The sequence below is a fragment of the Pseudoclavibacter sp. RFBJ3 genome, from assembly GCF_002931375.1.
GTDB lineage: Bacteria > Actinomycetota > Actinomycetes > Actinomycetales > Microbacteriaceae > Pseudoclavibacter.
Genome location: NZ_PSXZ01000003.1, coordinates 157,531 through 184,324, shown reverse-complemented (window position 1 = coordinate 184,324; position 26,794 = coordinate 157,531). Strand labels below are relative to the sequence as shown.

General features: G+C 66.6%; 21 protein-coding genes. 5 read left to right on the top strand and 16 right to left on the bottom strand.

Annotated features, from left to right (window positions below; genetic code table 11):
• Positions 1–3: 3 nt before the first annotated feature.
• The 4 genes from C5E07_RS03225 to C5E07_RS03210 all read right to left on the bottom strand — a co-directional run bounded on the left by C5E07_RS03225 (position 4) and on the right by C5E07_RS03210 (position 3,826).
• Positions 4–1,086 carry a PLP-dependent cysteine synthase family protein gene (locus C5E07_RS03225; protein WP_104298419.1) on the bottom strand — a complete coding sequence of 361 codons (1,083 nt, stop codon included), beginning with the start codon at positions 1,084–1,086 and terminating at the stop codon, positions 4–6.
• A gap of 31 nt (positions 1,087–1,117) precedes the next feature.
• Positions 1,118–1,888, bottom strand: coding sequence for an ABC transporter ATP-binding protein (locus C5E07_RS03220; protein WP_104240539.1), 771 nt, complete (start codon positions 1,886–1,888; stop codon positions 1,118–1,120).
• Positions 1,888–2,727, bottom strand: a complete 840-nt coding sequence (locus C5E07_RS03215) for an ABC transporter permease (RefSeq protein WP_104240538.1) — start codon at positions 2,725–2,727, stop codon at positions 1,888–1,890. Before C5E07_RS03215 ends, C5E07_RS03220 begins: the two co-directional genes overlap by 1 nt.
• Before the next feature lie 94 nt (positions 2,728–2,821).
• Positions 2,822–3,826 (bottom strand): ABC transporter substrate-binding protein, encoded by a 1,005-nt coding sequence (locus tag C5E07_RS03210; protein WP_104298418.1) that lies wholly within the window; start codon positions 3,824–3,826, stop codon positions 2,822–2,824.
• A gap of 207 nt (positions 3,827–4,033) precedes the next feature.
• Here C5E07_RS03210 and C5E07_RS03205 point away from each other — a divergent pair, with 207 nt between their 5' ends.
• Complete coding sequence (locus C5E07_RS03205; RefSeq protein WP_104298417.1) at positions 4,034–5,662, top strand: amidohydrolase; 1,629 nt, start codon at positions 4,034–4,036, stop codon at positions 5,660–5,662.
• Here the strand turns inward: C5E07_RS03205 and C5E07_RS03200 are convergent.
• The 9 genes from C5E07_RS03200 to C5E07_RS03160 form a co-directional block, all read right to left on the bottom strand.
• Positions 5,647–6,588, bottom strand: a complete 942-nt coding sequence (locus C5E07_RS03200; RefSeq protein ID WP_104298416.1) for a LysR family transcriptional regulator — start codon at positions 6,586–6,588, stop codon at positions 5,647–5,649. The genes C5E07_RS03205 and C5E07_RS03200 overlap by 16 nt on opposite strands.
• A 56-nt stretch (positions 6,589–6,644) precedes the next feature.
• Positions 6,645–7,589, bottom strand: a complete 945-nt coding sequence (locus tag C5E07_RS03195) for an ADP-ribosylglycohydrolase family protein (protein ID WP_104298415.1) — start codon at positions 7,587–7,589, stop codon at positions 6,645–6,647.
• Positions 7,590–7,668: 79 nt separating this feature from the next.
• Positions 7,669–8,352 (bottom strand): deoxyribose-phosphate aldolase, encoded by a 684-nt coding sequence (gene deoC, locus C5E07_RS03190; protein WP_104298414.1) that lies wholly within the window; start codon positions 8,350–8,352, stop codon positions 7,669–7,671.
• A 32-nt stretch (positions 8,353–8,384) separates the two neighbouring features.
• Positions 8,385–9,398 (bottom strand): ABC transporter permease, encoded by a 1,014-nt coding sequence (locus C5E07_RS03185; protein ID WP_104240532.1) that lies wholly within the window; start codon positions 9,396–9,398, stop codon positions 8,385–8,387.
• Entirely contained in the window at positions 9,395–10,906 is a 1,512-nt protein-coding gene (locus C5E07_RS03180; protein ID WP_104240531.1) for a sugar ABC transporter ATP-binding protein, read from the bottom strand. Before C5E07_RS03180 ends, C5E07_RS03185 begins: the two co-directional genes overlap by 4 nt.
• Entirely contained in the window at positions 10,903–11,850 is a 948-nt protein-coding gene (locus tag C5E07_RS03175; RefSeq protein WP_104298413.1) for a sugar-binding transcriptional regulator, read from the bottom strand. Before C5E07_RS03175 ends, C5E07_RS03180 begins: the two co-directional genes overlap by 4 nt.
• Positions 11,847–13,370 (bottom strand): ribulokinase, encoded by a 1,524-nt coding sequence (locus C5E07_RS03170; RefSeq protein ID WP_104298412.1) that lies wholly within the window; start codon positions 13,368–13,370, stop codon positions 11,847–11,849. The genes C5E07_RS03175 and C5E07_RS03170 overlap by 4 nt, the downstream gene beginning before the upstream one ends.
• A gap of 41 nt (positions 13,371–13,411) precedes the next feature.
• Positions 13,412–14,455: a galactitol-1-phosphate 5-dehydrogenase gene (locus C5E07_RS03165; protein ID WP_219820116.1), complete on the bottom strand. Its 1,044-nt coding sequence runs from the start codon at positions 14,453–14,455 to the stop codon at positions 13,412–13,414.
• Positions 14,456–14,510: 55 nt separating this feature from the next.
• The gene (locus C5E07_RS03160; protein ID WP_219819579.1) at positions 14,511–15,482 is read right to left on the bottom strand and encodes a substrate-binding domain-containing protein; all 972 of its coding nucleotides are present in this window, start codon (positions 15,480–15,482) and stop codon (positions 14,511–14,513) included.
• 435 nt (positions 15,483–15,917) lie between these two features.
• Between C5E07_RS03160 and C5E07_RS03155 the strand changes: the two genes are divergently transcribed.
• Positions 15,918–16,220: a hypothetical protein gene (locus tag C5E07_RS03155; protein ID WP_146080493.1), complete on the top strand. Its 303-nt coding sequence runs from the start codon at positions 15,918–15,920 to the stop codon at positions 16,218–16,220.
• 152 nt (positions 16,221–16,372) lie between these two features.
• Here C5E07_RS03155 and C5E07_RS03150 read toward each other — a convergent pair whose 3' ends face one another.
• The 3 genes from C5E07_RS03150 to C5E07_RS03140 form a co-directional block, all read right to left on the bottom strand.
• Positions 16,373–17,215, bottom strand: coding sequence for a DUF4352 domain-containing protein (locus C5E07_RS03150; protein WP_104298409.1), 843 nt, complete (start codon positions 17,213–17,215; stop codon positions 16,373–16,375).
• Positions 17,216–17,311: 96 nt separating this feature from the next.
• Positions 17,312–18,709: an APC family permease gene (locus tag C5E07_RS03145; protein WP_104298408.1), complete on the bottom strand. Its 1,398-nt coding sequence runs from the start codon at positions 18,707–18,709 to the stop codon at positions 17,312–17,314.
• A 168-nt stretch (positions 18,710–18,877) separates the two neighbouring features.
• Positions 18,878–20,149: a Fic family protein gene (locus C5E07_RS03140; RefSeq protein WP_104298407.1), complete on the bottom strand. Its 1,272-nt coding sequence runs from the start codon at positions 20,147–20,149 to the stop codon at positions 18,878–18,880.
• Positions 20,150–20,896: 747 nt separating this feature from the next.
• Between C5E07_RS03140 and C5E07_RS03135 the strand changes: the two genes are divergently transcribed.
• The 3 genes from C5E07_RS03135 to C5E07_RS03125 are packed head-to-tail and all read left to right on the top strand — an operon-like array spanning position 20,897 to position 26,771.
• Complete coding sequence (locus C5E07_RS03135) at positions 20,897–23,614, top strand: DNA methyltransferase (protein WP_104298406.1); 2,718 nt, start codon at positions 20,897–20,899, stop codon at positions 23,612–23,614.
• On the top strand, positions 23,611–25,593 hold the full coding sequence (locus tag C5E07_RS03130) for a DEAD/DEAH box helicase (RefSeq protein WP_104298405.1): 1,983 nt from the start codon (positions 23,611–23,613) through the stop codon (positions 25,591–25,593). The genes C5E07_RS03135 and C5E07_RS03130 overlap by 4 nt, the downstream gene beginning before the upstream one ends.
• The gene (locus C5E07_RS03125; RefSeq protein ID WP_104298404.1) at positions 25,593–26,771 is read left to right on the top strand and encodes a GIY-YIG nuclease family protein; all 1,179 of its coding nucleotides are present in this window, start codon (positions 25,593–25,595) and stop codon (positions 26,769–26,771) included. Before C5E07_RS03130 ends, C5E07_RS03125 begins: the two co-directional genes overlap by 1 nt.
• The last annotated feature ends 23 nt before the right edge of the window (positions 26,772–26,794 follow it).

Below are 26,794 nucleotides of genomic sequence, written 5' to 3'. Positions count from 1 at the left end.
GGGTCAGTCGACCCAGGTGCCCGTGTCGAGGAAGCGGTGCATCCGCTCGAGGTGCGGCTCGAGGTCCCACCCCTGGGCCGCAACCCAGGCGTCGTCGTAGTAGGTGTTCGCGTAGCGCGCTCCCCCGTCGCAGATGAGCGTCACGACGCTGCCCTGCTGCCCCGCGGCGAGCATGCGGGCGATGATCTGGAACGCGCCGACGAGGTTCGTCCCCGTCGATCCGCCCGCCCAGTGCTGCGTCTTCTCGCGGAGTACGCGGATCGCCGCGACCGAGGCCGCATCCGGCACCTGGATCATGTCGTCGATGACCGTCTCGATGAACGACGGCTCCACGCGCGGGCGCCCGATGCCCTCGATCTTGGACCCCCGGCCGGTCGCGTGGGTGCGGTCGCCCGTCTTCCAGGCCTCGTAGAACGCCGACCCCTCCGGGTCGACGACCGCGAGGCGGGTATCGTGCCCGCAGTACCTGGCGTAGCGACCGAAGGTGGCGGAGGTACCGCCGGTTCCGGCGCTGACGACGATCCAGCTCGGGATGGGGAAGCGCTCGAGCGACATCTGGGAGTAGACGCTCTCCGCGATGTTGTTGTTCCCTCGCCAGTCGGTGGCGCGCTCGGCGTTCGTGAACTGGTCGAGGTAGTGCCCGTCGACGTCGGCGGCGAGGCGCTCCGCCTCCGAGTAGACCTGCAGCGGCTCGTCGACCAGGTGGCAGCGGCCGCCGTAGAACTCGATGAGCTCGATCTTCTCCGGACTCGTGGTTCGCGGCACGACGGTCACGAACGGCAGGCCGAGCATCCGGGCGAAGTACGACTCCGATACGGCCGTGGAGCCGCTCGACGCCTCGACGAGTGTCGTGCGCGGCCCCACCTGCCCGTTCACGATGGCGTACAGGATGAGGGAGCGGGCGAGGCGGTGCTTGAGCGAGCCCGTCGGGTGCACCGACTCGTCCTTCAGATACAGGTCGATGCCCCACTCGCGCGGCAGCGGGAAGACGTGCAGGTGCGTGTCAGCGCTGCGGTTGGCGTCGGCTTCGAGCATCCGGATCGCGTTCTGCATCCATCGGCGGTCGGCTTCAGCTTCGTGTGACATCTCTTCAGTATGCCGGGCCGCGGCACCGTCATCAGCCGCGGTGGATGAGGTCGAGGATCTCCGTGTAGTAGCCGTGGAACTCGGGGCTGCCGAGCACGTCGACCTCGCGGGGGCGAGGGAGGTCGATCGCGTACTCGGCCGCGACCTTGCCGGGGCGCGGGGTCATCGCGATGACGCGGTCGGAGAGGAAGACGGCCTCCTCGATGTCGTGGGTGATGAGCATGACCGTCATGCGGTGGCGCTCCCAGACCTCGGTGAGCAGCTCCTGCATGGTGCGTCGGGTGAGCGCGTCGAGGGCGCCGAACGGCTCGTCCATGAGGAGCACGTCCGGGCCATAGGCGAGCGAGCGGGCGAGGGCGACGCGCTGCTGCATGCCGCCGGAGAGCTGCGCCGGGTACTTCGATTCGAAGCCCGTCAGGCCGACCTGGTCGAGCACGTCCCGAGCCCGGTCGATGCGCTGCTTCTTCGTCAGGCCCGGCTCGCCGTCGAGGGCGAAGACGACGTTGTCGATGGCACTGAGCCACGGCAGGAGCGTCGCCTGCTGGAACACGACGCCGCGGTCGCGGCCCGGCCCGAGGATCTCGTGGCCGCTGAGCGACGCCGTGCCGGAGGTGGGCGCCTCGAGGCCCGCGATGACGGAGAGCAGGGTGCTCTTGCCGCATCCGGATGCGCCGACGACGGAGACGAACTCGCGGTCGCCGAGCACGAGGTCGACGTCGGCGAGCGCGGTCACCTCGCCGAAGCGCTTCGTGACGTCGGAGACGACGACCTTGGGGTCACGGAGGGCGGTTTCGACGGTCATCAGACACGTCCCTTCAGGTAGCGGAAGAAGCGCCGACCGAGCCCGCGCATGACCTGGTCGAAGAGGAGGCCGAGGAGCCCGAGGACGATCACGTAGCCGATGATGAGGTCGGTCTCGAGGAAGCGCTGCGCCTGCGTGATGCGGTAGCCCATGCCCTCGGTCGCGGCGACGAGCTCGGCGACCACGAGCCAGGTCCAGGCCCAGCCGAGGCTGATGCGGAGCGCATCCCAGATGCGCGGGAGCGCGGAGGGAAAGACGATGCGGATGAGGATCTTGGTGCGGCTGAGGCCGAGCGTCGCGCCGAGGTTCTGGTACGACATGGGCACGCGCCGCACGGCGTCGGCGACCATGAGCACCTGCTGGAAGAAGGTGCCGAGGAAGATGATGAGCACCTTCTGCGAGTCGTCGGTGCCGACCCAGAGGATGGTCAGCGGAACGAACGCGACGACCGGCATGTAGCGAATGAAGTCCATGATCGGCTCGATCGCGGCCTCGACCCGCGGGATGGAGCCGCAGAGCACGCCGATCGGCACGGCGATGACGCTGGCCAGGAGGTAGCCGACCATGACGCGGTAGGTGCTGACGGCGATGTCCGACCAGAGCTGGCCGTTGACGCCCTGGTCGATGAGCTTCTCGGTGACCGCGATCGGCGACGGCAGGAAGAGGGGGCGGACGAGGCCGCTGGTCGAGATCGCCGTCCATGCCGCGAGCAGCAGGATGAAGGTGATGACGGACGTGATGAGGTACTGGCGCCTGGTGAGCGGTGCTCTGACCGGCTTCCGGCGCGCCCCGGTCGCGGGCTGCGTGCTCGCGACCGGGGCCGTGCTCTGAACTGCCATGGGGCTCTGGTCTCCTGTGGTTGCTGTGCGCCGGTGGCTACTGGTGCCGGGGGTGCCGGGGTGCTGGGTGCCTGTGCTGCCGCGGTGCCGGTGTCTACTCGGCGCCGCCGACGAAGGTGAGGTCGACGACGGAGGGGAGGTCGGTGCCGCCCGTGAGGATGCCGATGTCGGTGGCGACGCTGTCGACGCTGGGGAGGACGGTCTCGAGGTAGTGGCCGCCGAGCTCGGTGGCGTTCTCCTCGAGGGTGAAGAACTGCACGCCGTCGAACGCGCTGTCGAGCGACTCGACGTCGCTGCCGATGTTCTCGGCGATGATCGCGCGCGCCGCGTCGGTGTCCGACTCGTAGAAGTCGATGGATGGGCCCCACGCGTCGACGATGCCCTGCACGGTCTCACCGTTCTCGGCCAGGTAGGTGTTGTCGACGACGAGGACGTCGCTGATGAGGCCGGCGTTCTCGGCCGCCGTGTAGATCTCGGTGATGTCAGGGCTGGAGGACCGGGCCTCGGAGATGTAGGGCTCGTAGGTGACGGCGACGGGGACGCTGCCGCCGATGAGCGCGGTTGCCGCTTCGGAGGGGTCCATGGGGACGGGCTCGATGTCGTCGAGCGAGAGGCCGTTCTCCTGCAGCGCGTAGCCGAGGAGGAGGTTGCTGACGGAGCCTTCCTCGAAGGCGACCTGCTGGCCGGCCAGGTCGGCGACGTCGGTGACGCTGCCGTCGGAGAGGATGGCGTCGGCCGTGAGGGACGCGTCGAGCAGCAGCACGATGCTGACGTCGAGGCCCTGCTCGATGAACTGGAGCGCGCTGTGGCTTGCGACGTTCGCGACCTGGATGCGGTCGGCGGCGAACGCCGCGGTCATGTCGGCGTCGTTCATAAAGTTCGTGATCTCGACCTCGACGCCGGCGTCGGTGAAGTAGCCGTTCTCCTGCGCGATGTACCAGGGGCCGTAGCCGAGCCAGGGCTGGATGCCCATCCCGACGGCTTCCGCGTCGCCTTCGCTCGAGGCTGCCGAGTCCGCCGTGCAGGCGGTGGTGGCGAGCAGCGCGGCGCTCAACGCGAGGGCGCCCACGGTGCGGACTGCGTTCTTGGTGGTGGTCATGAGGGTCCTTCCGGGACGGATTCGCTGGGAGCGACTTGGGTCAAGAATCGGCAGGTCCTTGGCGACAAGCAAATAGCGAGACTCGAAGCTCGAGATCCAAAAGAGAGATGCAATTGACCAGCAATATCGGCGAAATGCATACGAAACATGGGGTGCTCAGTGTGGCGAGGAGCGTCGGTCACCGCGGCCGCGCGAGACGGGAGCCCCATGGACGCCACTCTCTTCACGAACGGCACGCTGTACCTCGGCGCGGGCGCCTTCGAGCGGGCGTCGCTGCTGGTCGTCGACGACCGGATCGCCGACGTGATCCCAGACGGCGGCGAGCTCCCCACGGCGGCACAGCGGGTGGACCTGGCGGGCGGGACGCTGCTCCCGGGGCTCCAGGACGCGCACGTGCATCCGCTGCTCGCGGGGCTGCAATCGCTCGGCATCGACCTCAAGCCCGTGCACGACCGCGGCGAGTACCTGCGGCTCATCGCCGACTATGCGGCCGCGAACCCGACGGCGCCGGTGCTGACGGGCGGCGGCTGGTTCGGCGACGTCTTCGAGGGCGGGTTCCCGACGGCGTCCGAGCTGGAGGGCGTCGACGAGCGACCCATCATGCTGCACAGCCACGACGCGCACGGCATGTGGGTGAACACGGCGGCATTGCGGGCCGCCGGGATCGACAGGGCGACTCCGGATCCGGAGGGCGGCCGCCTCATCCGCGACGAACTGGGCCAGCCGACGGGCATGCTGCTGGAGTCGGCGGTCGCGCTGGTCGAGCACCTCATGCCGGGACCCGACGAGGCGCTTGTCGAGGCGGCCCTTGTGGCGGCGCAGCGCGAGCTCCACTCGGTGGGAGTCACGGCGTGGCAGGACGCGGCCGTCGGCGACAGCGACCTCGGCCCGAACCCGCTCCCCGCGTACCTGCGCCTCGCAGCCGACGGCCGCCTGACCGCGCGGGTCGTGCTCGCGCAGTGGTGGGACCGGGCGCGTGGCGTGGAGCAGATCGCCGACTTCGAGCGCGTCCAGGCGGAGGCCGCGGAGGTGGGGGTGGATGCGGGCACCGTGAAGGTCATGATCGACGGCATGGTGGAGAACCACACGGCGTCGATGCTCGAACCGTTCGAAGGGCACCCGGGAGACGTGGGCATCGCCTTCCTCTCCCCCGAGGCGCTTGTCGAGCTGACGACGGCGCTCGACGCGGCCGACTTCCAGGTGCACTTCCACGCCGTCGGCGACGCGGCGACCCGACACGCGCTCGACGCAGTGGAGGCGGCGATCCGCCGCAATGGTCGCCGCGGGAATCGGCACCACTTGGCGCACCTCGACCTGATCGACCCGTCCGACATCGCGCGGTTCGCGGAGCTCGACGTGGCGGCGAACATCACGGCGGTGTGGGCGCGGCGGGATGAGGAGATCGTGCACCGCAAGCTGCCGCTCCTCGGCGCCGAGCGAGAGCTGACGCATTTCCCGTTCGGCGACCTGCATCGTGCGGGGGCGCGCATCGTGGGCGGCAGCGACTGGCCGGTGACCACGCCGAATCCGCTCTGGTCGATTCGCACGGCCGTGACGCGCACTGGGCTGGTCGAGGATCCGCACGCGATCGGCGACGGCGTGCTCACGCATCCGCTGCTCGGCGAGCAGGCTCTGCCGCTCGGGGTCGCGCTGGACGCGTACCTCGCGGAGGCGGCCTGGGTGAACCGGCTCGAGGGTGAGACGGGGCGGCTCGAGGCCGGCCGCCTCGCCGATCTGGTGTGGGTGGACGCCGACCTCAGCGACCTCGACGCCTACGGTTCGGCGAGCGTGCGCCGCACGTACCTCGGCGGGGTGGTCGTCTACCAGGCGCCGTGAGGCGCCGTCGCATCCTGCTCGGCAACTGACTTCCTGCACTGGGCGGCGAAGAGCTCGGCCTTCTTGGTGAGCTGCCTCGAGCCTCCGGAGCGGGCGAGCACGAGCTCGAGGGGCGGCAGGTCGTCGGTGATGTGCAGGTGCCGCAGTTCGCCGCCGGAGTAGGTGGAGGCGACGCGCGGCTGCTGGTTGAGGAGCGTGAATCCGTGCCCGCTCCCGACCATGGCGCGCACGGCCTCGAAGCTCGCGAAGCGGTAGCGCACGTGAGGGCGGAGGCCGGCGCGCGTGAACCACTGGAGGAAGTAGTCGCGGCTGACGGGCATGTCGAGCAGCACCATGGGCAGCTCGGCGAGTTCGGCGAGGCTCACGCTGTCGCGGTCGGCGAGTGGATGGTGCACGCTGACGGCCGCGTAGAGGGGAACTTCGGCGAGCACTTCGCGCTCGACGGCGGCGTCCAAGCCCAGGTCGTAGGTGAGGGCGATCTCGATGGCCTGGCTGGCGAGCGCATCCGGGACCTGCTCGGCGGTCATCTCGGTGACGTCGACGAGGAGTTCGGGATGCTCGTCGGCGAGTCCGCTGATGACGGATGGCAGGTAGAAGGGTGCGAGGGTGCGGAAGCAGCCGACGGTGAGGCGGCCGGCCGTGTTCTCGGGGCGGAGGGCGCCGAGGGCGTCGTCGACGGAGGCGAGGATGCCGCGCGCGCGGACGAGGAAGTCGGCGCCGGTCGCGGTGAGCTGCAGCCCCTTGGCGCGGCGGCGGATGAGGAGTTGCGCACCGACGGCCGTCTCGAGGTTGGCGATGGCCGTGGAGACGGCGGACTGGGCGACGAACAGCTCGTCGGCCGCCCAGGTCATGCTGCCGTGCTCGGCAGCCGCGACGAAGTAGCGGAGCTGCGTGAGCGAGACGTCGCTGCGGCCTGGTGAGCGCATGGCCCCTCGTTTCGAATATGTTACGGAGATATTGCCAACAGTTTTACATCTCTATTTTAGATGACAACGGCGGCGTCGACGAGCGCTTCGAGGTCGCCGCTGCGGAGGCCGGGCCAGCCGTGCACCGTCTCGACGAGTGCTGCGGGGAGCGCCCGCGAGCCGTGGACCGCGCCGGCGAGAGAACCGGCGATGGCGGCGACGGTGTCGGTGTCGCCTCCTCCCCGAACTGCCCGTTCGAGTGCGTCCGTGAGGGAGCTTGCGCCGGCGATGGCCGCGAGGGCGCCCTGGTAGGCGCGGACGACCCAGCCGTTCTGCTGCGAGAAGTCGCGTGGATGCGCACCGGGTGCGAGGGCTTCCTCTGTGAAGGCGCGCCAGCGGTCTCGACGCTCGGCGGGGATCGCGTCGAGCTGGCCGAGGAGATCGAGTTCGCCGGTGAGGATGGCGTGGCGGATGCCGAGGCACCAGAGCACGCAGGCGTCGGCGTTGTCGCTCTCCCAGTGGGTGAGCTCGGCGATGCGGGTTGCGGCTTCGACAAGGGCGCGTTCCTGCCCGTCGGCGAGGTAGCCGAGGGCGACGGGGCCGGTGCGCATGAGGGCGCCGTTGCCGCCGCTGCGGCCGGCTCGCGTGTGCACGTCGTGGGCGGCGGCGCGAGCCCGGTCTTCCGTGACGTCTCCTTCGAGGGCGGAGAGCACGGTCCGGGTCTGGGCGCCGACGTCTTTCGCGTCGCGGGCCCACTCGCGCCAGGCCACGACGACGCTGGCGAGGGTTGCCGGGTCGTTCAGGGATGCCCCGCCCGAGAGCGCCTGGAGGATCGGCATGGCCATGGAGGTGTCGTCGGTCCACTCCCCCGCGCCGTGCCCGAAGACGCCGACCCCGTAGACGACGGGTGTGTCGTCCGAGAGCGGCGGCCCGAACTCGTACTGGGAGCCGAGGGCGTCGCCGACGGCGGAGGCGAGCACGGCGCCGTGGGCACGGTCGAGTTGGGCTGGCGTGAGTGTCATGACTCCAGTGTCCAACGAACCGCCGACACAGCGGTGGCCAGCATCGACTGGCCACCGCTGTCGGGAGGGGTCGGGGACGCTAGTAGCCGGCAGGCGCCGAGGACTCGGCGTCGTCGTTCAGCAGCGCTCGGCTGCCCGAGACGCCGAGACGGGTCGCTCCCGCCGCGATGAAGGCATCCGCTTCAGCCCGCGTCCTGACACCCCCGGAGGCCTTGACCTCGAGCCGATCGCCGACCGTGCTCTTCATGAGCTCGACCGCGTGCACGCTGGCGCCACCGGCGGGGTGGAACCCGGTGGAGGTCTTCACGAAGTCGGCACCGGCGCGCTCGGCCGCGCGGCAGACGGCGACGATGGCATCGTCCGAGAGCGCCGCCGATTCGATGATCACCTTGAGCACGATCGGAGTCGGTGCTGCGCCACGAACCGCGCGGATGTCCTCCTCGACGGAGTCGTAGTCGCCGTCGATCGCCGCCCCGATGTCGATCACCATGTCGATCTCGTCGGCTCCCTGCTCGACGGCGGTCTTCGCCTCGAGTGCCTTGACGTTGCTCTGGTGGCGACCGCTCGGGAACCCGCAGACGACCGTGAGCTTGAGGTCGGAGCCGTTCGGGAGGGTGACGGGCAGCACGGAGGGCGAGAGGCAGACGCTGTAGGCGCCGAGCTCCGCTGCCTCGGCGATGGTGGCCTCGACGTCGGCGCGGGTGGCCTCGGGCTTGAGGAGCGTGTGGTCGAGGTACGTGGCGAGGGGGCGTGCACTGGTCATGGGTTCTGCTGTCCTTTGCTGGTTGGTGGTCGTCACGCCGCGGAGGCCTGCGCGCGGCTGTCGAGGAACTTGTTGAGGATGAGGGCGAGCACGAGGATGATGCCGGTCGCGATCATCTGCACGAAGGACCCGATTCCCATGAGGTTGAAGAGGTTCTTCAGGACGGAGAGGAGCAGGACGGCGATGAACGTGCCGCCCACGCCGCCGCGACCGCCGAAGAGGCTCGTGCCGCCGAGGACGACGGCCGCGATCGCATCCAGCTCGGCTCCCTGGAAGGCCGTGGGCTGGCCGATCGTGAGGCGGCTCGTGAGGAGCACCCCGGCGAGCGCTGCCGTGAACCCGGAGAAGCCGAAGACCGCGGCCTTGACCCAGTTGACCGGGATGCCGGAGAGGCGTGCCGCCTCTTCGTTGCTCCCGACGGCGTAGATGTACTCGCCGAAGGTCGTGTAGCGGAGGATGACGGCGGTGAGGAGGGTGACGCCGATGAAGATGAGGCCGGTGAGCGGGAGCAGCCCGAGGTAGCCGCCGCCGATGATCGTGAACTCGGCCGGCAGGTTGGTGCCAGCCGGGCGCCCGTCGGTGAGCGTGTAGGCCCAGCCCCGCACGGCGGTAAGTCCGGCGAGCGTCACGATGAAGGCGGGGAGTCGCACCCAGGACGACACCGCACCCATGAGGAGCCCGATGCCGATGCCGGCGGCCAGGGAGATGAGGATCGCGAGCACCACGGGCATGCGCCCGTCGAGCAGGATCGCCACGGTCATGCCGCTGAAGGCGGCGATCGAGCCGACGGCGAGGTCGATGCCGCTCGTGAGGATCACGAGGGTCATGCCGATGGCGATGATGCCCGTGAGGCTCGACTGCTGCAGCAGGTTGGAGACGTTCCGGACGGTGAGGAACTCCGGGCTGAGGATGGCCGCCAGCGCGCAGATGATGACGAACACGATGAGCAGGTTGCCCTTGATGAGCCAGCTCGAGCTGCGCTGCTTCCAGGTCTTCGCGCTCGCGCGCTCCTCGGTTGGAGCCGGCGTTGTGGTGGTCGCGTTCATGATGCCTTCCCGCTGATGATTGCGTGACTGATGCGTGCTTCGCTCGAGATGAGCGGGTCGAAGTCCGCGACGTTGCGTCCCTCGTGCATGACGACGATGCGGTCGGCATTCGCCATGAGTTCGCCGAGCTCGCTTGATGCGACAAGCACGGCGGCGCCCTGGTCCGCGAGGATGCGGACCTGGCGGTAGAGGTCGGCCTTGGCGCCAATGTCCAGGCCTCGAGTGGGCTCGTCCAGCAGCAGCACTCTCGTGTCGCGAGCGAGCCACTTGGCGAGGACGACCTTCTGCTGGTTGCCGCCCGAGAGCAGACGGATCTCCTGGCCGGGCTTGCCGAACTTGACGGAGAGGCGTTCCAGGATTGGGGCAGACGTCGCCCAGGACCGTTCGCGCGGCAGCACCTGGGAGGAGCCGCGGAGCGAGGCGATGCCGGCGTTTCGGGCCACGGAGAGCCCGAGGAACAGCCCCTCCGTCTTTCGGCTCTCGGGAACGAGCCCGAAGTGGTGGTTGACCGCGGCTCGCACGGAGGTGAGGGTCGCCTGCTTGCCGAAGACCTGGACGTCGCGCTTGGCCTTGCGTGCTCCGAAGAGCGCGGAGAGGAGCGTGGTGCGCCCGGCCCCGCCGAGGCCGGCGAGCCCGACGATCTCGCCCTTGCGCACGACGATGTCCCGCACGTCGATGAGGCCGTCGATCGACACGCTCTTGATGTTGAGGGCCTCGACGTCGCTGAATTCCCGTGCATCCCGGTGCTCGGTCAGCTCCGCCTTCTTGTCGCCGATCATGTCGCCGATCCAGCGATCCGCGTCGGTGTCCGCGACGGCGTACTTGGCGGCGTTGTACCCGTCACGGAGCACGGTGATGCGCGTTCCGATGTCCCTGATCTCGTCCATCCGGTGCGAGATGTAGATGACGGCGCGGCCCTCGTCGGTGAGGCGACGGATGACGTTGAAGACGTTCTCGACGTCGGCCTCGCCGAGCGTTGCGGTCGGCTCGTCCATGACGATGATGCGGGCATCCGTCGTGAGGGCGCGCGCGATGGCGGTGAGCTGCTGGTCGGCGAGCGGCAGGGTGCCGACGACGGCGTCCGGCGAGAACTTCGCTCCGACGCGCTTGAGGTAGTCGGCGGCGAGGCGTCGCCTCGTCGAGCGCTTGACGAGGCCGCCGACGCTCGGCGTGTGGCCGAGGAAGAGGTTCTGCGCCACGGTGAGGTCGGCGAAGAGATCGAGCTCCTGGTAGATGACGCTGATGCCGGCGCGGATGCCGTCGAGCGGACCGGAGAACTTCACCTCCGCACCGCCGATGGAGATCACTCCGGCGTCCGGCGTGTAGGAACCGGCGAGGATCTTCATGAGCGTCGACTTGCCTGCCCCGTTCTCGCCGAGGAGGCAGTGCACCTCGCCCGGGTAGACGTCGAGGTCGACCGACTTGAGGGCGAGCGTGCCCGGGAAGCCCTTGCGGATGCCGCGCATCGTGAGGACCGGAGGCGTTGCTTCTTCAATGACAGCAGTCATCGTTTCCTCGCTTCTCTGAGGTAGTTGGCGCACTCGTCGTCCGTGACGAGCACTGAGCAGAATTTGTTGTCGACGACCGCGTGGCAGACGGGCCACTTCTCGCGGCCCGAGATGACCGCGACGGCTGTGCGGGCGCTGCTGAGGGTCTCGAGTTCGAGGCCGAGCGTTCGGGCGTCGAGGCCCGGGTCGACGATGTGTCCGTCGGCGTCGATGTACCGGCCGAGGACGTCGCCGACGGCGCCCTTGCGTTCGAGCGTTCGCACGTCGTCCGCAGTCAGGTAGCCGCTCGAGACGAGCACCGACTTCGTGTCGACTGGGCCCGCGCTGAAGACGACCGTCGACGCCTCTCGCGCCTTGTCGAGGATCGTCGACACGAACCGGTCGTTCTCGATCGCCTCGCGGGTGGCCGCCTGCTCGAGGATCGCGGGGCTCGGGAGGAGCGTCACGGTCCCCCTGCCCTTCGACGCGATCGTGGTGGCTGTCATCGATGCCATGCCCACGCGGCGGTTGACGGTGACGCCCCCGTTGACCTGGACGACGTCGACCCCGTCTGCCCAACCGTCTGGCAGGGCGTCGGCGACCTGCTGGAGGGTGCGCCCCCAGGAGACGCCGAGCGTTCGCACGCGGGGTCGAAGCGTGGCGAGGTAGTCGGCTGCCGCTTCGGCGACTCGGATGCGCGTCTCGGCGTCGTTGTTCGAGCTCGGGACGACGATCGCGTCGGCGAGCCCGTAGAGCTCCTGCAGCTCGCGCTCGAGTGGAAGCCGCCTGGCCTTGGGGTGCACGATCTCGATGCGCACGAAGCCGCGTTCCTTCGCCTGCGCGAGGAGGCGACCGACCTTCCACCGCGTCACGCCGAGGCGGGCGGCGATCTCCGACTGGTTCTTGTCGTCTTGGAAGTACAGCTCAGCGGCGCGGATCGCGAGCAGCTCGTCCTCGCCGTTCATGCTGCGCCGACTCTCGCGGTCGTCTGCGTCGATCTCACGAGCTCGTGGCTCATGCCGGTGAGCAGCTGCGTCGACCGCTCGTACCGCTCGTAGGCGTCCGCGAGCGGCTGGGTCGCGGCGGAGTTCGGTTCCACGATGACGTGGTCCGGGGCGAAGCGTCTGGCGACCTCGGCGCGGTCCTCGCCGGTGTCTGCGGCGACCCCCAGGATTCCGAGCGCGAGGGTCGTGAGGTTCTCGCCCGAGACGAGGTTGACGGGGCGGCCGAGTGCATCCGCTGTCGTCTGCAGCCAGAGCGGGTTGTGCCTAATGCCGCCGGTCAGGAAGACGTCGTCGGAGTCGACCCCGACGGCCTCGAAGGATTCGAGCACCTGTCGGGTGCCGAAGGAGACGGCTTCGACCGTGGCCCGGTAGAGCTGAGCCGGGGTCGCGCCGAGCGAGAGGCCGAGCACCGCGCCGCGGAGGCTCGGGTCACGGTGGGGTGTGCGGTTGCCCATGAAGTGGTCGAGCACAAGGATGCCGTGCTCGGCCGCCGGCACCTCGCTCGCGCCGGCGACGAGCTGACCGAGCCTGTCGCGGGGCACCCCGAGGATGCGCTCCGAGAGCCACGAGAGCGCGGAGCCGGCTGACACCTGGCCGCCCTCGATGAGCCAGCGGTCGTGCGTGAGCGCGCCGGGGTACGGCCCCCAGATGGTGGGCGAGAAGACGGGCTCGTCGAGTTCCGCGATGAAGGCGTTCGACGTTCCGGCGACGATCGCGACCGGGTTCCTGCTGACGCCGCTGAGGGCGACGAGCGCAAGGTGGGCGTCGATGCCGCCGGCGAAGACGATGGCGCCCGGCTCCACTCCCAGCTCGGCGGCGGCCGCACGGCTGAGCTCGCCGACGATGTCACCGACCGCGGCGATGTCGTGCGGCAGCTTCTCCGCGAGGTCCGGGATCCCGAGCTGCGCGTAGAGGTCGGACGGGAGCGCATCCTCTCGGTGGTCGTAGTTCCACTTGCAGGTCGCGTTGAGCCGCGAGCCCACCCAGCGTCCCGTGAGCCGGAGGGTCATGTAGTCGACGGATTCGCCGATGTGCGTCGCTGCCGCGTAGTTCTCCGGCTCGTTGCGGGCGAGCCACATGGCCTTGGGGACCAGCCATTCGGAGCTGTCGGAGCCGCCCGCGAACCGCAGCGACGGGTGGTCGATCTCGGCGGTGCGCTCGGACTCCGCGCCCGCTCTGCTGTCCATCCACAGCAGGGCGGGGCGGATGGGGGCACCGGTGTCGTCGAGGACCACGACGGAGGAGGAGGTCGTGGCGACGCCCACTGCGCGGACGGACCGCACCGAGGCCGCCTCCAGGGCTTCCCTGGAGGCGCGCACGGTGGCACTCCACCAATCGCGTGGGTTCTGCTCGGCCCAGCCCGGGTGCGGGTACGCGGTCTGGTAGGGGGCCGACGCGGTGGAGACTCGTGTCCCCGCCTCGTCGAACACTCCGGCGCGCGCGCCTTCCGTACCGATGTCGATTGCCAAGTAGAACGCCACTGTTCTGTCCTTCGTGTTGTGTTGGGGTGCGCGGGCGGGGATCAGTCTCGGTTGGGGAGGAAGAGCACCTTCGAGCTGAAGATGGAGCGCTCACCGAGCTGCTTCATGGTGAGGGGAAGCTCGTCGAGGCTGAGCTCGTGGGTGATCATGAACTCCCACTTGAGGCTGCCGTCCGCGAAGGCTCGCGCCGACTCGACCCATTCTCGGCCCGGGAAGGGCGCCGAGAAGGAGTTCCAGCTGCCGTGGAGCGACACTTCCTTGCGGAGGAAGTGGCTGAAGACCGCCTTCTCGAGCTCCACCGTCTTGTGGGGGATGCCGATGAAGGCGGCCTCCCCGTGGCGTGCCGTGAGCTTCGTCGCGAGGGCGATCGTCGCTGGCACACCGGCGGACTCGATGATGACGTCGAAGCCCTTGCCCGCGTGGGCGATGGCTTCCTCGTCGTTGACGGCCGTGAGCGTGGCCCCGGCTTCGAGCGCCATGTCGGCCTTCTGCTGGTTCACATCGACCGCGAGCACTTCGCTCGCCCCCATGAGCTTCGCCCACTGGATGGCGAACAGCCCGATGGGGCCGGCCCCGATGACGGCGACTCGGGAGCCCTCGCCGAGCTTCGTCTTGTAGATGGCGTGGAGCGCGATGGCGGACGGATCCATCATGGCCGCCGCCCGCGGGTCGACGCCCTCCGGCATGAGGAAGATGTTGCCCGCGTTGACGACCACGTACTGTGCGTAGGCCCCGTCCTGGCGGCTGCCGAAGTAGCCGTAGTTCTCGCAGAGGCTGAAGTGTCCGTCGAGGCAGCTCTCGCATTCGCTGCACGGGATGAGCGGTGGCACGGTGGCGAGCTGGCCGATCTCGAGGCCTTCGACGTCAGCGCCGATCTCGACGATGTGGCCTGAGAACTCGTGCCCGCAGATGATGGGCAGCAGGTAGGCGCCGGCGAAGTTCATCCGCGGGATGTCGGAGCCGCACACGCCGCACGCGGCGACCTTGAGCAGCACGTCGCCGGTGCCCGGCTTTGGCACGTCCACGCTTTCCACGCGGATGTCGCCCGGCGCGTGCATCACTGCCGCGGTCATCGTCTCGGTCATTGTCGCTTCCTCCAGGAATCGATGGTGGTTGGTGGTGTCGCTCGGGGCGAGAGGATTACTTGCCGCCCTGCGCGAAGAGGGTGTCTCCGACCAGGTCGCCCGCGTTGTCCTTGGTCACGAGTTCGGTGCCCGCGTCGATCTCCGCTTCCACGTCCTCGCCGGCCGCGGCGCTGAGTGCGGTCTCGGCCGCGACGGTGCCGAGGGCGATCGGGTCGTTGAGCGAGGTCGCGACGTACTGGTCGCCTTCGGCGATCGCGTCGACGGCTTCCATGAGTCCGTCGACTCCGGCGACGAGGACGTCGGTGCGTCCGTTCTCCTGGAGCACCTGGAGGGCGCCGAGGGCCATGTCGTCGTTGTGGGCGTACACGACCTTCACGTCGGAGTTCGACTGGAGGAGGTCCTGCATGGCGGTGACGGCGTTCGAGCGGATGTACTCCGCGTACGGGCCAGCGACGATGTTCACCGACGAGTCGCCCTCGAAGACGCTGTGGAAGCCTTCCGAACGGTCCATGGCGACGGTTCCGCCGGCGTCGCCCTGGATCTCGATGATCTTGCCGCCTTCGGCGCCGAGCGCTTCCTTGACCTGCTCGCCGACGAGCTTGCCCATCTCGACGTTGTCGCGACCCACGTGGGCGATGGCGCCTTCCGCGGAGCGGTCGACGGTGACGACGGGGATGCCCGCGGCCTCGGCGGAGGCGATGCTCTGCGCGATGCCCTGCGGGTCGACCGGGTTGATGAGGAGGACGTCCACACCCTTGGTGATGAGGTCTTCGATGTCGTTGTTCTGCTTGGTGACGTCGCCGTTGGCGTCGACGTACTCGAGTTCAGCGCCTGCCGCGTCTGCGGCTTCCTGCACGCCGACGCCGAGCTCGACGTAGAACGGCGACTGCTGCGTGGCCTGGCTGAAGCCGATGGAGATGGTGCCGTCGTCGGCTCCGCCTGCGCTGGCACCTTCCCCTCCTGGGGTGGTGGTGACAGAGCAGCCGGTCAGCAGCAACGATGCTGCGGCGACGGTGGTGAGAAACAAGCCCGATTTCTTCATTGAAATGACCTCCTTGGTCCGGATGACTGAGGACAAGGTAGGTCGGCTGCGAAGGCCGCGGCAACAGCTGAGCAGTGCTTTGCTCATGTGAGCACTGACACTCGCGAAACGTGCTCACATGCGCGCTCAGAAGAGCACTTCGGGGGGCGAGCGGAGGCTGTGCGGAGGCGACCGTGCCGAAGCGCGTGGAGTGCCTGCGTCTCTGAGGACGGGTGGAGGAGCACTGACACCGCCTGTGACCGGTCGGGGTAGTTGGGAGGGAGCCGCCTGGGCCAGGATGAGCACATGAGGTCGACAAGAACAGCCCTGACGGCAGTCCTGCTCGCGTCAGCTGCTTTCTCGCTTGCCGCCTGTCAGCAGATGTCGGCGCCGGCGAGCAACGGTGAACCAGCGACGTGGCATTTGGCGGACCCGACCGCGGTGACTGCTGACAGCGAGCAGATCGATATCGAGGTGACTCGCCTCGGCTGCGCGAGCGGCACCACCGGGGAGGTCCTCGAACCCCAGGTCACCTACGAGGCGGAACAGATCCTGATTCGCGTGGACGTCGCCCCGGTCGGTGGGGGTCCGCAGAGTTGTCCGGGCAATGACGCCGTCCGCATCTCCGTCGCCCTGACCGAGCCCCTCGGTTCGCGTGCGCTTGTCGACGGTGGATGCGCGCTCGAGGGAGTCGGCACGACCGCGGAATGCGCTGAGACGGCGATCAGGTTCGACGGTGTGTAGTCGTGGCGGCTCGGACGCAGATGCTCAGCGCCCGTTCGGAAGCAACATCCCGATCACAGAGAGTCCGGCGAGCACGGCACCGCGGGAGCGGTCGAGCTGAGCCGGGGTGAGCGTCGTGCGGTGAGTTCCCCCTGAACCTCCGACGAGCTCACTCAGACCAGCTGAACGACGATGTCCTGTCCGTTGAAGTAGTTGGTCTGCAGGTGCACGGTTTCGAGCTGCGCGCCGACGGGGATGTCGATGACGGTGACGCCGCTGACAGTTAGACCCGGGTTCACGGTGCTGAACCAGGAGTCCTCACCGACCGTGCTGAGCGATGACTCTGCCTCGTAGTACGCGTCCCCGATGGTGCCGGAGACGCTGTCGGAGTAGAAATCGAACGGCGACGTGCTGCCGTTGAACGTGGTGAATCGAATCTCGCAGAACTGACCGAGCGCGGTCTCCTCCAGGTATCCGCTGGCATACGAGTACGACGTCATGCCGCACGTCACAGCGTCAACGGTGAACGTGACGCCGTAATGGCCGGTGACGGTCTGTCCGATCCCGACCGGAGCCAACACCTCAGGCTGCGCCTCTGGAGTAGTTTCCGGTTCTTCGACCGATGCGGCGGGGGCTGCGGATTCTGCGACTATTTCCGGCTCTGCGACGATCTCAGCTCCCTCGGTGCCTGCGCTCCCCAGAGTCGCCATGGAGACGATGACGGCGGTCACGAAGGCGACGGTCGAGAGCCCCAGCGAAACACCGGCGACTGCCTTCGCGCGGTGCTTTTGGGCGAGCCCGACGATCGCGAGAACGAGCGCAACCAGGGTGAAGATCCAGGCGAAGAAGGACACCCCGGGAATGATCGCTGCCAGCATCCCCGTGATGCCGAATCCAAGCGCCGTCCAGGAGATCGCGCTCGTGGTTCGCGGCTGAACAACCGGCGCCGGCTCGAAGTACTGCTGCTGCGGCTGGTTCGGGTGGCCGTAGTGAGGGGCCGGTGGCTGCATCGACATCGGAGGCTCGCGTTCTCTCGCTGGGAATTTCCTGAATGATAGGCCAGCTCGACCCCTGCAGGACTCCCCGGGGAATCGCAGCGGGTTACTCAGCGTTCACGCGTTCACCTCGATCCGTTCCTTCGCCGCGACTCGAGCCGGCAGCAGCATCCCGAGAGCGAAGAACCCGGCGAGCACGGCGCCCCAGATGATCGCGGCGACGATGCCGCCGACGAGGAACGGGAAGTTCCAGATGGCGATGATCAGCACGAGGACGAGCCCGATGCCACCGGCCAGGGACGCGACGGTGACCCACGACGAGGCTGTTCCCTCGGCGGCATCCCGCTTCAGGCGCGCGCGGAAGGCGACGACGGCGAAGCTCGCGAGGGTCATCATGACGATGACGCCCACCGCGCCTGCGCCGGAGTACCAGGTGTAGATCTGCAGCACGGGGTCGAGCTGCGCGAGCGCGGAGACGACGACCACGAGGGTGGTGATGATCGTCACCCACAGGGATGCACGCGACGGGGCCGAGTGCTTCGGGTGCACGGCGGCGAGGGTGCGCGGCAGCACGTCGCGCTCCCCCAGCGTGAACAGGTAGCGGGTGACGATGTTGTGGAACGCGAGCATGCACGCGAACATGCTCGTCACGACGAGGACCTGCACGACGTCGGCCATGATCGGCGCGACCACCTCGCCCGCGAGGCCGACGACGACGCCGGCCGGGTCCTCGTTCGAGAGGGCGACCGCGTTGTCGGCGCCGAGGCCCGCGATGACGAGCCAGGACGAGACGAAGTAGAGCGCGCCGACGGCGATGACGGCGATGTAGGTGGCGCGGGGAACGGTGCGCTCAGGATCGCGGGCTTCGTTGCGGAAGACGGCCGTCGCCTCGAACCCGAAGAAGCCGAGGAACGCGAACAGCAGGCCGAGGCCCGGGGTGCCGGAGACGGCTTCGCTGATGCTGAACGGCAGCGTCGTGAGCTCCCGCCCGGATGCGAGCACGCCCACGTCGATGACGACGACGGCGACGACCTCGAGCACGAGGACGACGCCGAGCACCTTCGCGGAGAGGTCGATGTTGCGGTAGCCGAGGAACCCGACGATCGCGATCATGAGGCCCGAGATGAGCCACCAGGGCACCTGCATCCCGGTCCACAGCTCGAAGAGGTTGCCTGCTTGCACGCCGAGGTAGCAGGTCATCGAGACGGTGAGCAGCACGTACGAGAGGAGGGCGATGGATGCGGTGCCAAGCCCCAGACGTCGCCCGAGTCCGCGGTCGACGTACGAGTAGAAGGCGCCAGCGTCGGGCACGTGCGGGGTCATCCACGCGTAGCCGACGGAGAAGAGCAGCAGGATCGCGGTCGCGACGAGCACCATGAGCGGCGCGCCGACGGAGCCGGAGACGCCGAAGATGATCGGGAAGTTCGCGGCGACCACGGTGATGGGCGCGGCGGCCGCGATCACCATGAACACGATTCCGGGCACGCCGAGCTTGCGGGTGAGCGTTTGCGTCAAGGGAGTAGTCCTCTTCTCGGGCGAGCCGGAGAAGGGGGTGGGGCTCGCGCGGGTACCTGAGAACTGTAGTGGGGATGGGCGCACGCGGATGCGCGGAGCCGAGCAATGCGCGCTTGGGTTCGGGCTCTTTCGGCAGCGTGACCGATGGCTGCTGCTCAGAAGAAGGCGTCAGTCGCCCCGGAGGTTCCCGACGACACTGCGATCGGGGGCGTCTGGCCCGCGTGGTGGCGTACGGCCTGCGGTGTCGGCGCCGCCGACTCTATTGCTGCGTTCGGTGAGTGCGACGAGCGCCAGGTGTCGGTCGGCGCTCCAGCAGACGATCCGCCCCTTGTGGTCCGTGTTGCGGGAGAGCACCCCGGCCTCGCAGAGCTGCGTCAGAGCTTTGTGGGCGGCAACGTTGGACACGCCGTGGGCGGCAGCAACAGAGTCGGTGGTGACAACTGGCTCGGTTGCCAGCCGGCCGAGGATGCGCAGCGAGACCGCGTCGCGCCTGGGGCGTGCGGGCGACAGCTGCTGCTCGGTGCGCCATTCGATGAGCTGTTCGAGGGTCTCTCCGTCGAGTCGTTGCACGTCGTCCGCGAGACGAACCGCATTGGCGGCCGCCAGCTCCGCGGCCTCAGAGAACGCGATGACCCATTCGTCGACGCGTCCCGATCGGTACTGGGTGAGACCATCGATGTACGCGTTCTTGGCGCCCGCGAAGACCGTGCTGATGGGGATGAGGATGTTGCGAAGGGCATCCGCGCGCTTGAGGACGGTGTGGATGAGGGCACGGCCTGTGCGCCCGTTGCCATCGACGAAGGGGTGGATCGTCTCGAACTGCGCGTGCGCGATGGCGGCGCGCACGACGGGGTTCCCGTCGGTGGCGGTCACGAATTCGGACAGGTTGCCGATGAGGCGACGAACTTCCGTTTCGGGCGGCGGGATGAAGTCTGCGCGGAGGGGTGAGTACCCCGGGCCGCCGACCCAGTTCTGCTCGGTGCGGATGCCGAGCGTGAGGCTGGGTTCGATGGTGTGCTGGAGCGCCTCGATGTCGGCGACTTGGATGGGTCGCGTGTGATCGGCGAGGGCGGCGATCGCGTCTTCCGTGGCGCGTACGTTCGCGACCACGTCGAGCGCGACGGGCTTGCCTTGGCGCAAGAGCTCGGCGATTGCCAGGCGCTTTGGCGTGACGCGGTTCCCTTCGATCCAGGATGAGGAGATGCTCTCGGATCGAATGAGCAGGTGGTTGAGGAACCGGCCACTTGTTCCTGCGCGCTCGTCTACGCGAGTGAGTGCCTGGAGCGCGTCTTGCGCTGCGCGGTCGGCTGCTGCGGAGAGGGGTGCAAGGTCGGGGTCGAGTTCGTCGGGGACGAATGCGCGGTACTTGCCGCCCGCACGGTCCTTCCGGCTCACGCCGAAGGTGTCCTGCGGTTCCCAGATGCGATCGACGTAGACCATGAGCTTTCCTCTCCATAATTTGACGCGCGGGCGCCTGCTTAATTTTAGTGCGTTTAAAGTTAAAACTCACGGCGCCGTGTCCAAGGTTATGTTTGGGAAGGCCCTGGCCGCCGAAGGTCGATCGTCGACAGAACACCCGCGTCCGCCGCGCGCTTCGCGAGCAACAGCATCGCGGTCGCAGTCGCGACGAGGATCATGAGCGGTGCGCCGACGGAGCCGAAGACACCCAACCAAGCGTTCCGCAGTTGGGAGCGGCAAAAGTGCCTCTCTCGAGTAGCTCGGCGTTGACGTCCACACCCCATCGCGTAGGCTCTTCAACGAAGATCCCGGAACGATCCCTTGCGCGAGCCATATCGCCGGGGTTTCGTCTTGCCCGTCCGCCAGTAGGGTTACGACCCTATGGGCGCTGTGCGTGACGGAGGCATCGAAACCCTACTGGCGGACGTGCTCACCTCACACTGGAGCCCGTTTCTCCGCGATCCAATGACCCGCGCAGAAGACCGGTGGTCTGTGCGCCACTGTGGGTGACTGTAAAAGAACTCGGGTAACCCGCGCACGGGGCACCTTTAGTGCATTTCTCGCGCCTAAAGATTTGCCCCTTTAGGCAGCGCTACGGCAGTCACCGCCGGTCTCCGACGTCGGCCTCCACCCGTAAGATGATGAGGACGTGACCCCTCTAGCGCAAAGGGAAGAGCGCGCCAAGACCTGCTGGCCCCGACGCAGCATGCGTGAAAGTTGGACATCCATATGGCGAAACTCAGTCTCAAGGCCGTCGAGGAGCGTGTTGCACCTCTGGCTGGGCGAGAGAACTACGACCGTGAGTTCATCTTCGATCTATTGCTCGCCTACGGTAAGCCTCAAGGGAACGTCACCCGGCTCCGCAACGGCTCGCTGAACGTCGCCCTCGACCAGGCCACCGAGGTCGCGCAGAAGAACGTCGTCTACTTCAAGGACACCACTGACGACGCACTAGCGGTCATCGAAGACCTCAAGACGGCGCCGGCCGTGGTCCGCTTCAGTACTCGCTTCGTCATCGTGACGGACTACGTCGATCTCATCGCGCATGACACGAAGACGAACGAGACAATCGGCTTCCCGATCCGAGAAATCGACGAGCACTTCACGTTCTTCCTGCCCTGGGCGGGGATGGAGAAGGCGCAGTACGCCGCCGAGTCCCATGCAGACGTCAAGGCGGCCGAGCGCATGGGCAAGCTTTTCGACGAGCTCCTCCAGGCGAACCCCGGGATCTTCGACGATGAGCGGGGCCGCCACTCCCTCAACATCTTCTTCACACGCCTCCTGTTCTGCTTCTTCGCCGAGGACACCGGCATCTTCACCGACAACCAGTTCACGAACGCGATCGGATCTCAGACACATGCCGATGGCTCTGACTTGGCAGAGTTCCTCACGGACCTCTTCGAAGCGCTCGACACGGCCAACCCGGTCGACAAGCCGAAGCACCTCGCTGAGTTCCCATACGTCAACGGTCGGCTCTTTACCGTCAACGCAGACCAGCTCGTACCTCGCTTCACGAAGCAGGCACGTGAAGAGCTCATCGCTGCAGGCAGACTCATCTGGCGAGACATAAACCCCGACATTTTCGGCTCGATGTTCCAAGCGATCGTCACCCCGGGCAAGCGCAGCGACCTGGGTCAGCACTACACCTCAGTGCCGAACATCCTGAAGACGATCGAGCCCCTGTTCCTCGACGATCTGAAGGCCGAGATCAACGCGGCGCAGGACAGCGAGCGCCGCCTCGTGCGCTTACTAGACCGCATCGCGGCCATCAAGGTGTTCGACCCGGCCTGTGGATCGGGCAACTTCCTGGTGATCGGGTACAAGGAGCTCCGCAAGCTCGAGCACGCGATCCTCGAGCGGCTCGCCGAGCTGAGTCCTTCACACCAGGTGCTGTGGGCGGACTCGAAGATCAGCATCGAGAACTTCTACGGCATCGAGATCGACGACTTCGCTGTCGAAGTTGCGATCCTCTCGCTCTGGATCGTGAAGCATCAGATGAACAGGGAGTTCCGAGAGAAATTCCGCGTCGAGATCCCCCTGATCCCTCTAAAGGAAACGGGGCAGATCAGGCCCGGCAACGCGACGCGGATGGACTGGAACACGGTCTGCGCGAACGACGGCAGCTCTGAGATCTACCTGATCGGTAACCCGCCCTACGTCGGCGCGAAGGTGCAGACGAAAAAACAAAAAGCTGATTTCGATCACGTGTTTGAACACCGGATCTACTCGAAGAATCTCGACTACATAGCGCTCTGGTTCGTGAAGGGGGCCGACTACATCGAGGGCACCCGCGCCGAACTCGCGTTCGTCACGACGAACTCTGTGGCGCAGGGGGAGCATGTCGGGCTGATGTTCCCGATGATCTTCGAAAAGGGCGTCGAGATCGGGTTCGCGTACACGTCATTCAAGTGGGAAAACAACGCGAAACGCAACGCGGGTGTGACCGTCGCTGTAATCGGCTTGCGGCGAGCTTCGTCGAAGCCGAAGTACATCTATACCGATGACTTGCAGATCTCAGCGGAGAATATAAACGGTTACCTTGCAGACGGTGCGATGGTCTCAATTGAACGCCGTAGGACTCCGCTTGGCACGCGCCCCGAGATGGTGTTCGGATCGATGCCTCGCGATGGTGGGGGACTCATTCTGTCGCCACTTGAGCGAGCAGAGCTGCTAGCAGTTGCTCCTGAAGCAGAGTCGTTCGTCAAGCGATACGTTGGCTCGTCTGAAGTCATTAATGACGGCGAACGCTACTGCTTGTGGATTACAGATGATGAGGCCGCAATCGCACGTGAGATTCCTCCCGTGGCCGGACGGCTCCGACTTGTGGCTGAGGAGAGGTCCGACAGCAAAGCTGCTAGCACCGCGGCGTTCGCAGTCCAGCCGCATCGGTTCGTGCAGATCAGTTACAAACCGACTAACTCGATCATTGTTCCTAGAGTTTCTTCGGAACGACGCGAGTACATGCCGATGGGTTATCTCGGAGCCGATACGGTCATCTCGGACGCGGCATTCGCCGTCTACGACGCCGAGCCCTGGCTCTTCGCGATCCTGACGTCACGCCTGCACATGGTATGGACTCGCGCGGTAGGTGGAAAGTTGAAAACTGATTTCCGGTACTCAAGCACCATCGTATACAACAATTTCCCGGTCCCGCCGCTGTCGGAAACGGTGAAAGAGAAGCTGGCGCTGTCCGCGCTGCGGGTGCTCGATGTGCGCGAGTACCACTGCGAGCAGACATTGGCCGAGCTATACGCCCCGGACAAGATGCCGCAGGACCTGCGCGACGCGCACGCCAAGATCGATGCCCTCGTCGACTCGATTTACTCGAAGAAGCCGTACGAGACCGATGAACAGCGCCTGTCGGACCTGTTCGCGCTGCACGAGCGTATGACTGCCGAGGAGGCCGTCAAGGCGCCGGCAAACAAGCCTCGAAGGACTGTGAAGTGACTGCGATTAACAAGCCCTTGAACATCGTCGACGTCACGTACGCGCAAACAAGAGCCTCGGTCAACACTGACGCCCTTGGCATGCGTGAGATGCAGCAGCGCGTCTTCGCGCAGCGCGACGCACAACACCTGCTGGTCAAGGCGCCGCCGGCGTCGGGTAAGTCGCGCGCGCTCATGTTTGTGGCGCTGGACAAGCTCTATAACCAAGGCCGCAAGAAGGTCATCGTCGCTGTTCCGGAGAAGTCGATCGGAGCCTCCTTCGCGTCGACCGCCCTCAGCAGGCACGGTTTCTGGGCGGACTGGGAGATCAAGGACGAGCACAATCTCTGCCTGCCGGGCTCGGACGCCGGCAAGGTCGGTGCGTTCATCAAGTTCCTCGAGGGCCCCGATGCGGTGCTCGTCTGCACCCACGCGACACTCCGGTTCGCGTTCGAGAAGCTGGCCTCGGAGGCGTTCAACGGGACAGTGTTGGCGATCGATGAGTTCCACCATGTATCAGCCGATACCGAGACCTCGCGCTTGGGTGCACTGCTGCGCGACGTGATGAACGGCTCGGACGTGCACATCGTCGCCATGACCGGCTCGTACTTCCGCGGTGACTCGGTGCCGGTGTTGTCGCCCGATGATGAGGCGAAGTTCACGCCGGTCACGTTCAACTACTACGACCAGCTCAACGGCTACGAGCACTTGAAGTCGCTGGGTATCGGTCACCACTTCTACCAGGGGCGGTACACCGACGCGATCCACGAGGTGCTTGATCTCGACAAGAAGACCATCGTGCATATTCCAAGCGTCAACTCGAGCGAGTCCACGAAGGACAAAATCGAAGAGGTCGGCCGCATCATCGACGCGATCGGCCACGTGGAGTCGACGGACCCTGACACGGGCATCATCAGCGTGCGTCGCGTAGGCACCGACGAGATCGTGCGTGTTGCTGATCTGGTTGACGACACCGATCAGGTGAAGCGCGGCGACACGCTGCACTACCTGTCTCACAGGGCGTCGAAGGAGCGCGACGCGGTCGACATCATCATCGCGCTCGGCATGGCGAAGGAAGGCTTCGACTGGCCCTTTGCCGAGCACGCCCTCACGGTCGGCTACCGGGCATCGCTCACCGAGGTGATCCAGATCATCGGGCGCGTGACTCGTGACAGCCCTGGCAAGCCGCACGCGCAGTTCACGAACCTCGTTGCTGAGCCAGATGCTTCGCAGGGCGAGGTCAAGGTGTCCGTGAACAACATGCTGAAGGCGATCACCGCCTCGCTGCTCATGGAGCAGGTGCTCGCGCCGAACTTCACGTTCAAGACGAAGAAGTTCGATGACGACGAGCCTGTGAAGAAGGGTGAGCTCAAGATCAAGGGATTCAAAGAACCCTCAAGCGACCGCGTGAAGCAGATCGTCGCGACCGACTTGAACGATCTGAAGGCGACGATCCTGCAGGACGACACCTTCGCCCGCGCAGCCGCCGGATCGGTCGACGCGGAGACGACCAACAAGGTGCTGATTCCGAGGATTATTCGCGAAAAGTACCCGGAGCTCTCAGTTGAGCAGGTGGAGGAAGTGCGGCAGCAGGTGGTTGTGGACTCCGTCATCAAGAGCGGCGAAGTACGCGAGGTCGGCGACAAGCGCTTCATCAAGATGGCCGAGAAATTCGTGAACATCGACGAGCTGAACATCAACCTCATCGACTCGATCAACCCATTCCAGCGGGCGTTCGAGGTGCTGTCGAAGTCGGTCACCCCCTCGGTGCTGCGCCTCATCCAGGACACGATCACTTCGACGAGGATCGAGTTCTCCGAGGAAGAGGCACTGGCGCTGTTCCCGAAGATCAAGACCTGGAAGCAAGTCCACGGCAAGAATCCAGACATCCGGTCCGAGGACGCGGCAGAGAAGCGGCTCGCCGCGGCGCTGCTCTTCCTACAGAAGCTAGCAGCGCAGCGCAAGGCAGAGAAGGCTGTCACGGATACGGTGATCGAGTGATGGAACACGACAGAACTGAGCCGGCGGTGCCGCTGAGCCTCGATGACATCCTCGACGACGAGCTGCTGATCGCGCCTGAGAAGCCGAAGAAGCTCACCTCGTCGGACCGGCTCGAGCGGGCCTTTCTCGAGATCGTCGAGTTCCGGCGCGCTGAGGGGCGTCTGCCGAGTTCGCAGACTCGGGAGATCGCCGAACGTAAGCTCGGTGCCCGTCTGGACGGCTTCCTCGCCAACGATGCGAAGGCGCAGGCGGTGCAACACCTGGACGAGTTCGGCCTGCTGGAGGCTCCGCAAGCGCCGGCGTCGCTTGACGAGTTGATCGAGAGCGAGGACCTCGACGAGCTGCTGGGTGACGAAGCGGGGATCCTCGACGTCTCAGACCTGCCCGTGATCAAGCGCCCTGAGTCGGCTGAGTCGATCGCACAACGGGTCAGGGCGAAGGAGTTCGATGTATTCGAACCGCTTTTCAAGGCCAAGCACGCTGAGCTGGCCGATGGAACGTTCACGATGCGGGCGTTCACGGGCATGGATCTGATTCGCGAGGGTACGTTCTTCGTGCTCAACGGCGTCATGTGCTTCGTGGCGGAGATCGGTGAAGAAGTGGACCTCGTCATTGGCGGCAAGCCGAAGCGCAAGCAACGACTACGTCTGGTGTTCGAGAATGGCACCGAGTCAGCGATGTATAACAAGAGCCTTCAGACCCGCATGTACGAGTCCCAGGGGCAGGTGCTCGCGCGCGCCGGGTACGACGTCGACGACATCCTCGACATGGACATCGATAGCGGCCACATCTACGTACTGCAGTCGCTCAGCACAGACCCCGTCATCGCCAACCTTGACAACCTGCACAAGATCGGCTTCTCCACCACGAGCGTCGAGCGGCGGCTGCAGGGCGCGTCATTGTCGCCGACCTACCTGATGGCCCCCGTCAAGATCGTCGCTGACTACCGGGTCTACAACGTCAAGGCATCGGCTTTGGAGAACTTACTACACCGCGTGTTCGCGGAGGTTCGTCTCGATCTGACTCAGGTCGACCGCAAAGGTCGCGACTACGACCCGTCGGAGTGGTTCGTCGTGCCTCGAGACGTTATCAATCGGGCGGTTGCGATGATCATGTCGGGGGAGATAGCTGACTATGTCTACGATCCCGCGACTCGAGGCTTCGTCCGTCGTGGGTGAGATCCATCGCCGCTGAGCCCAAA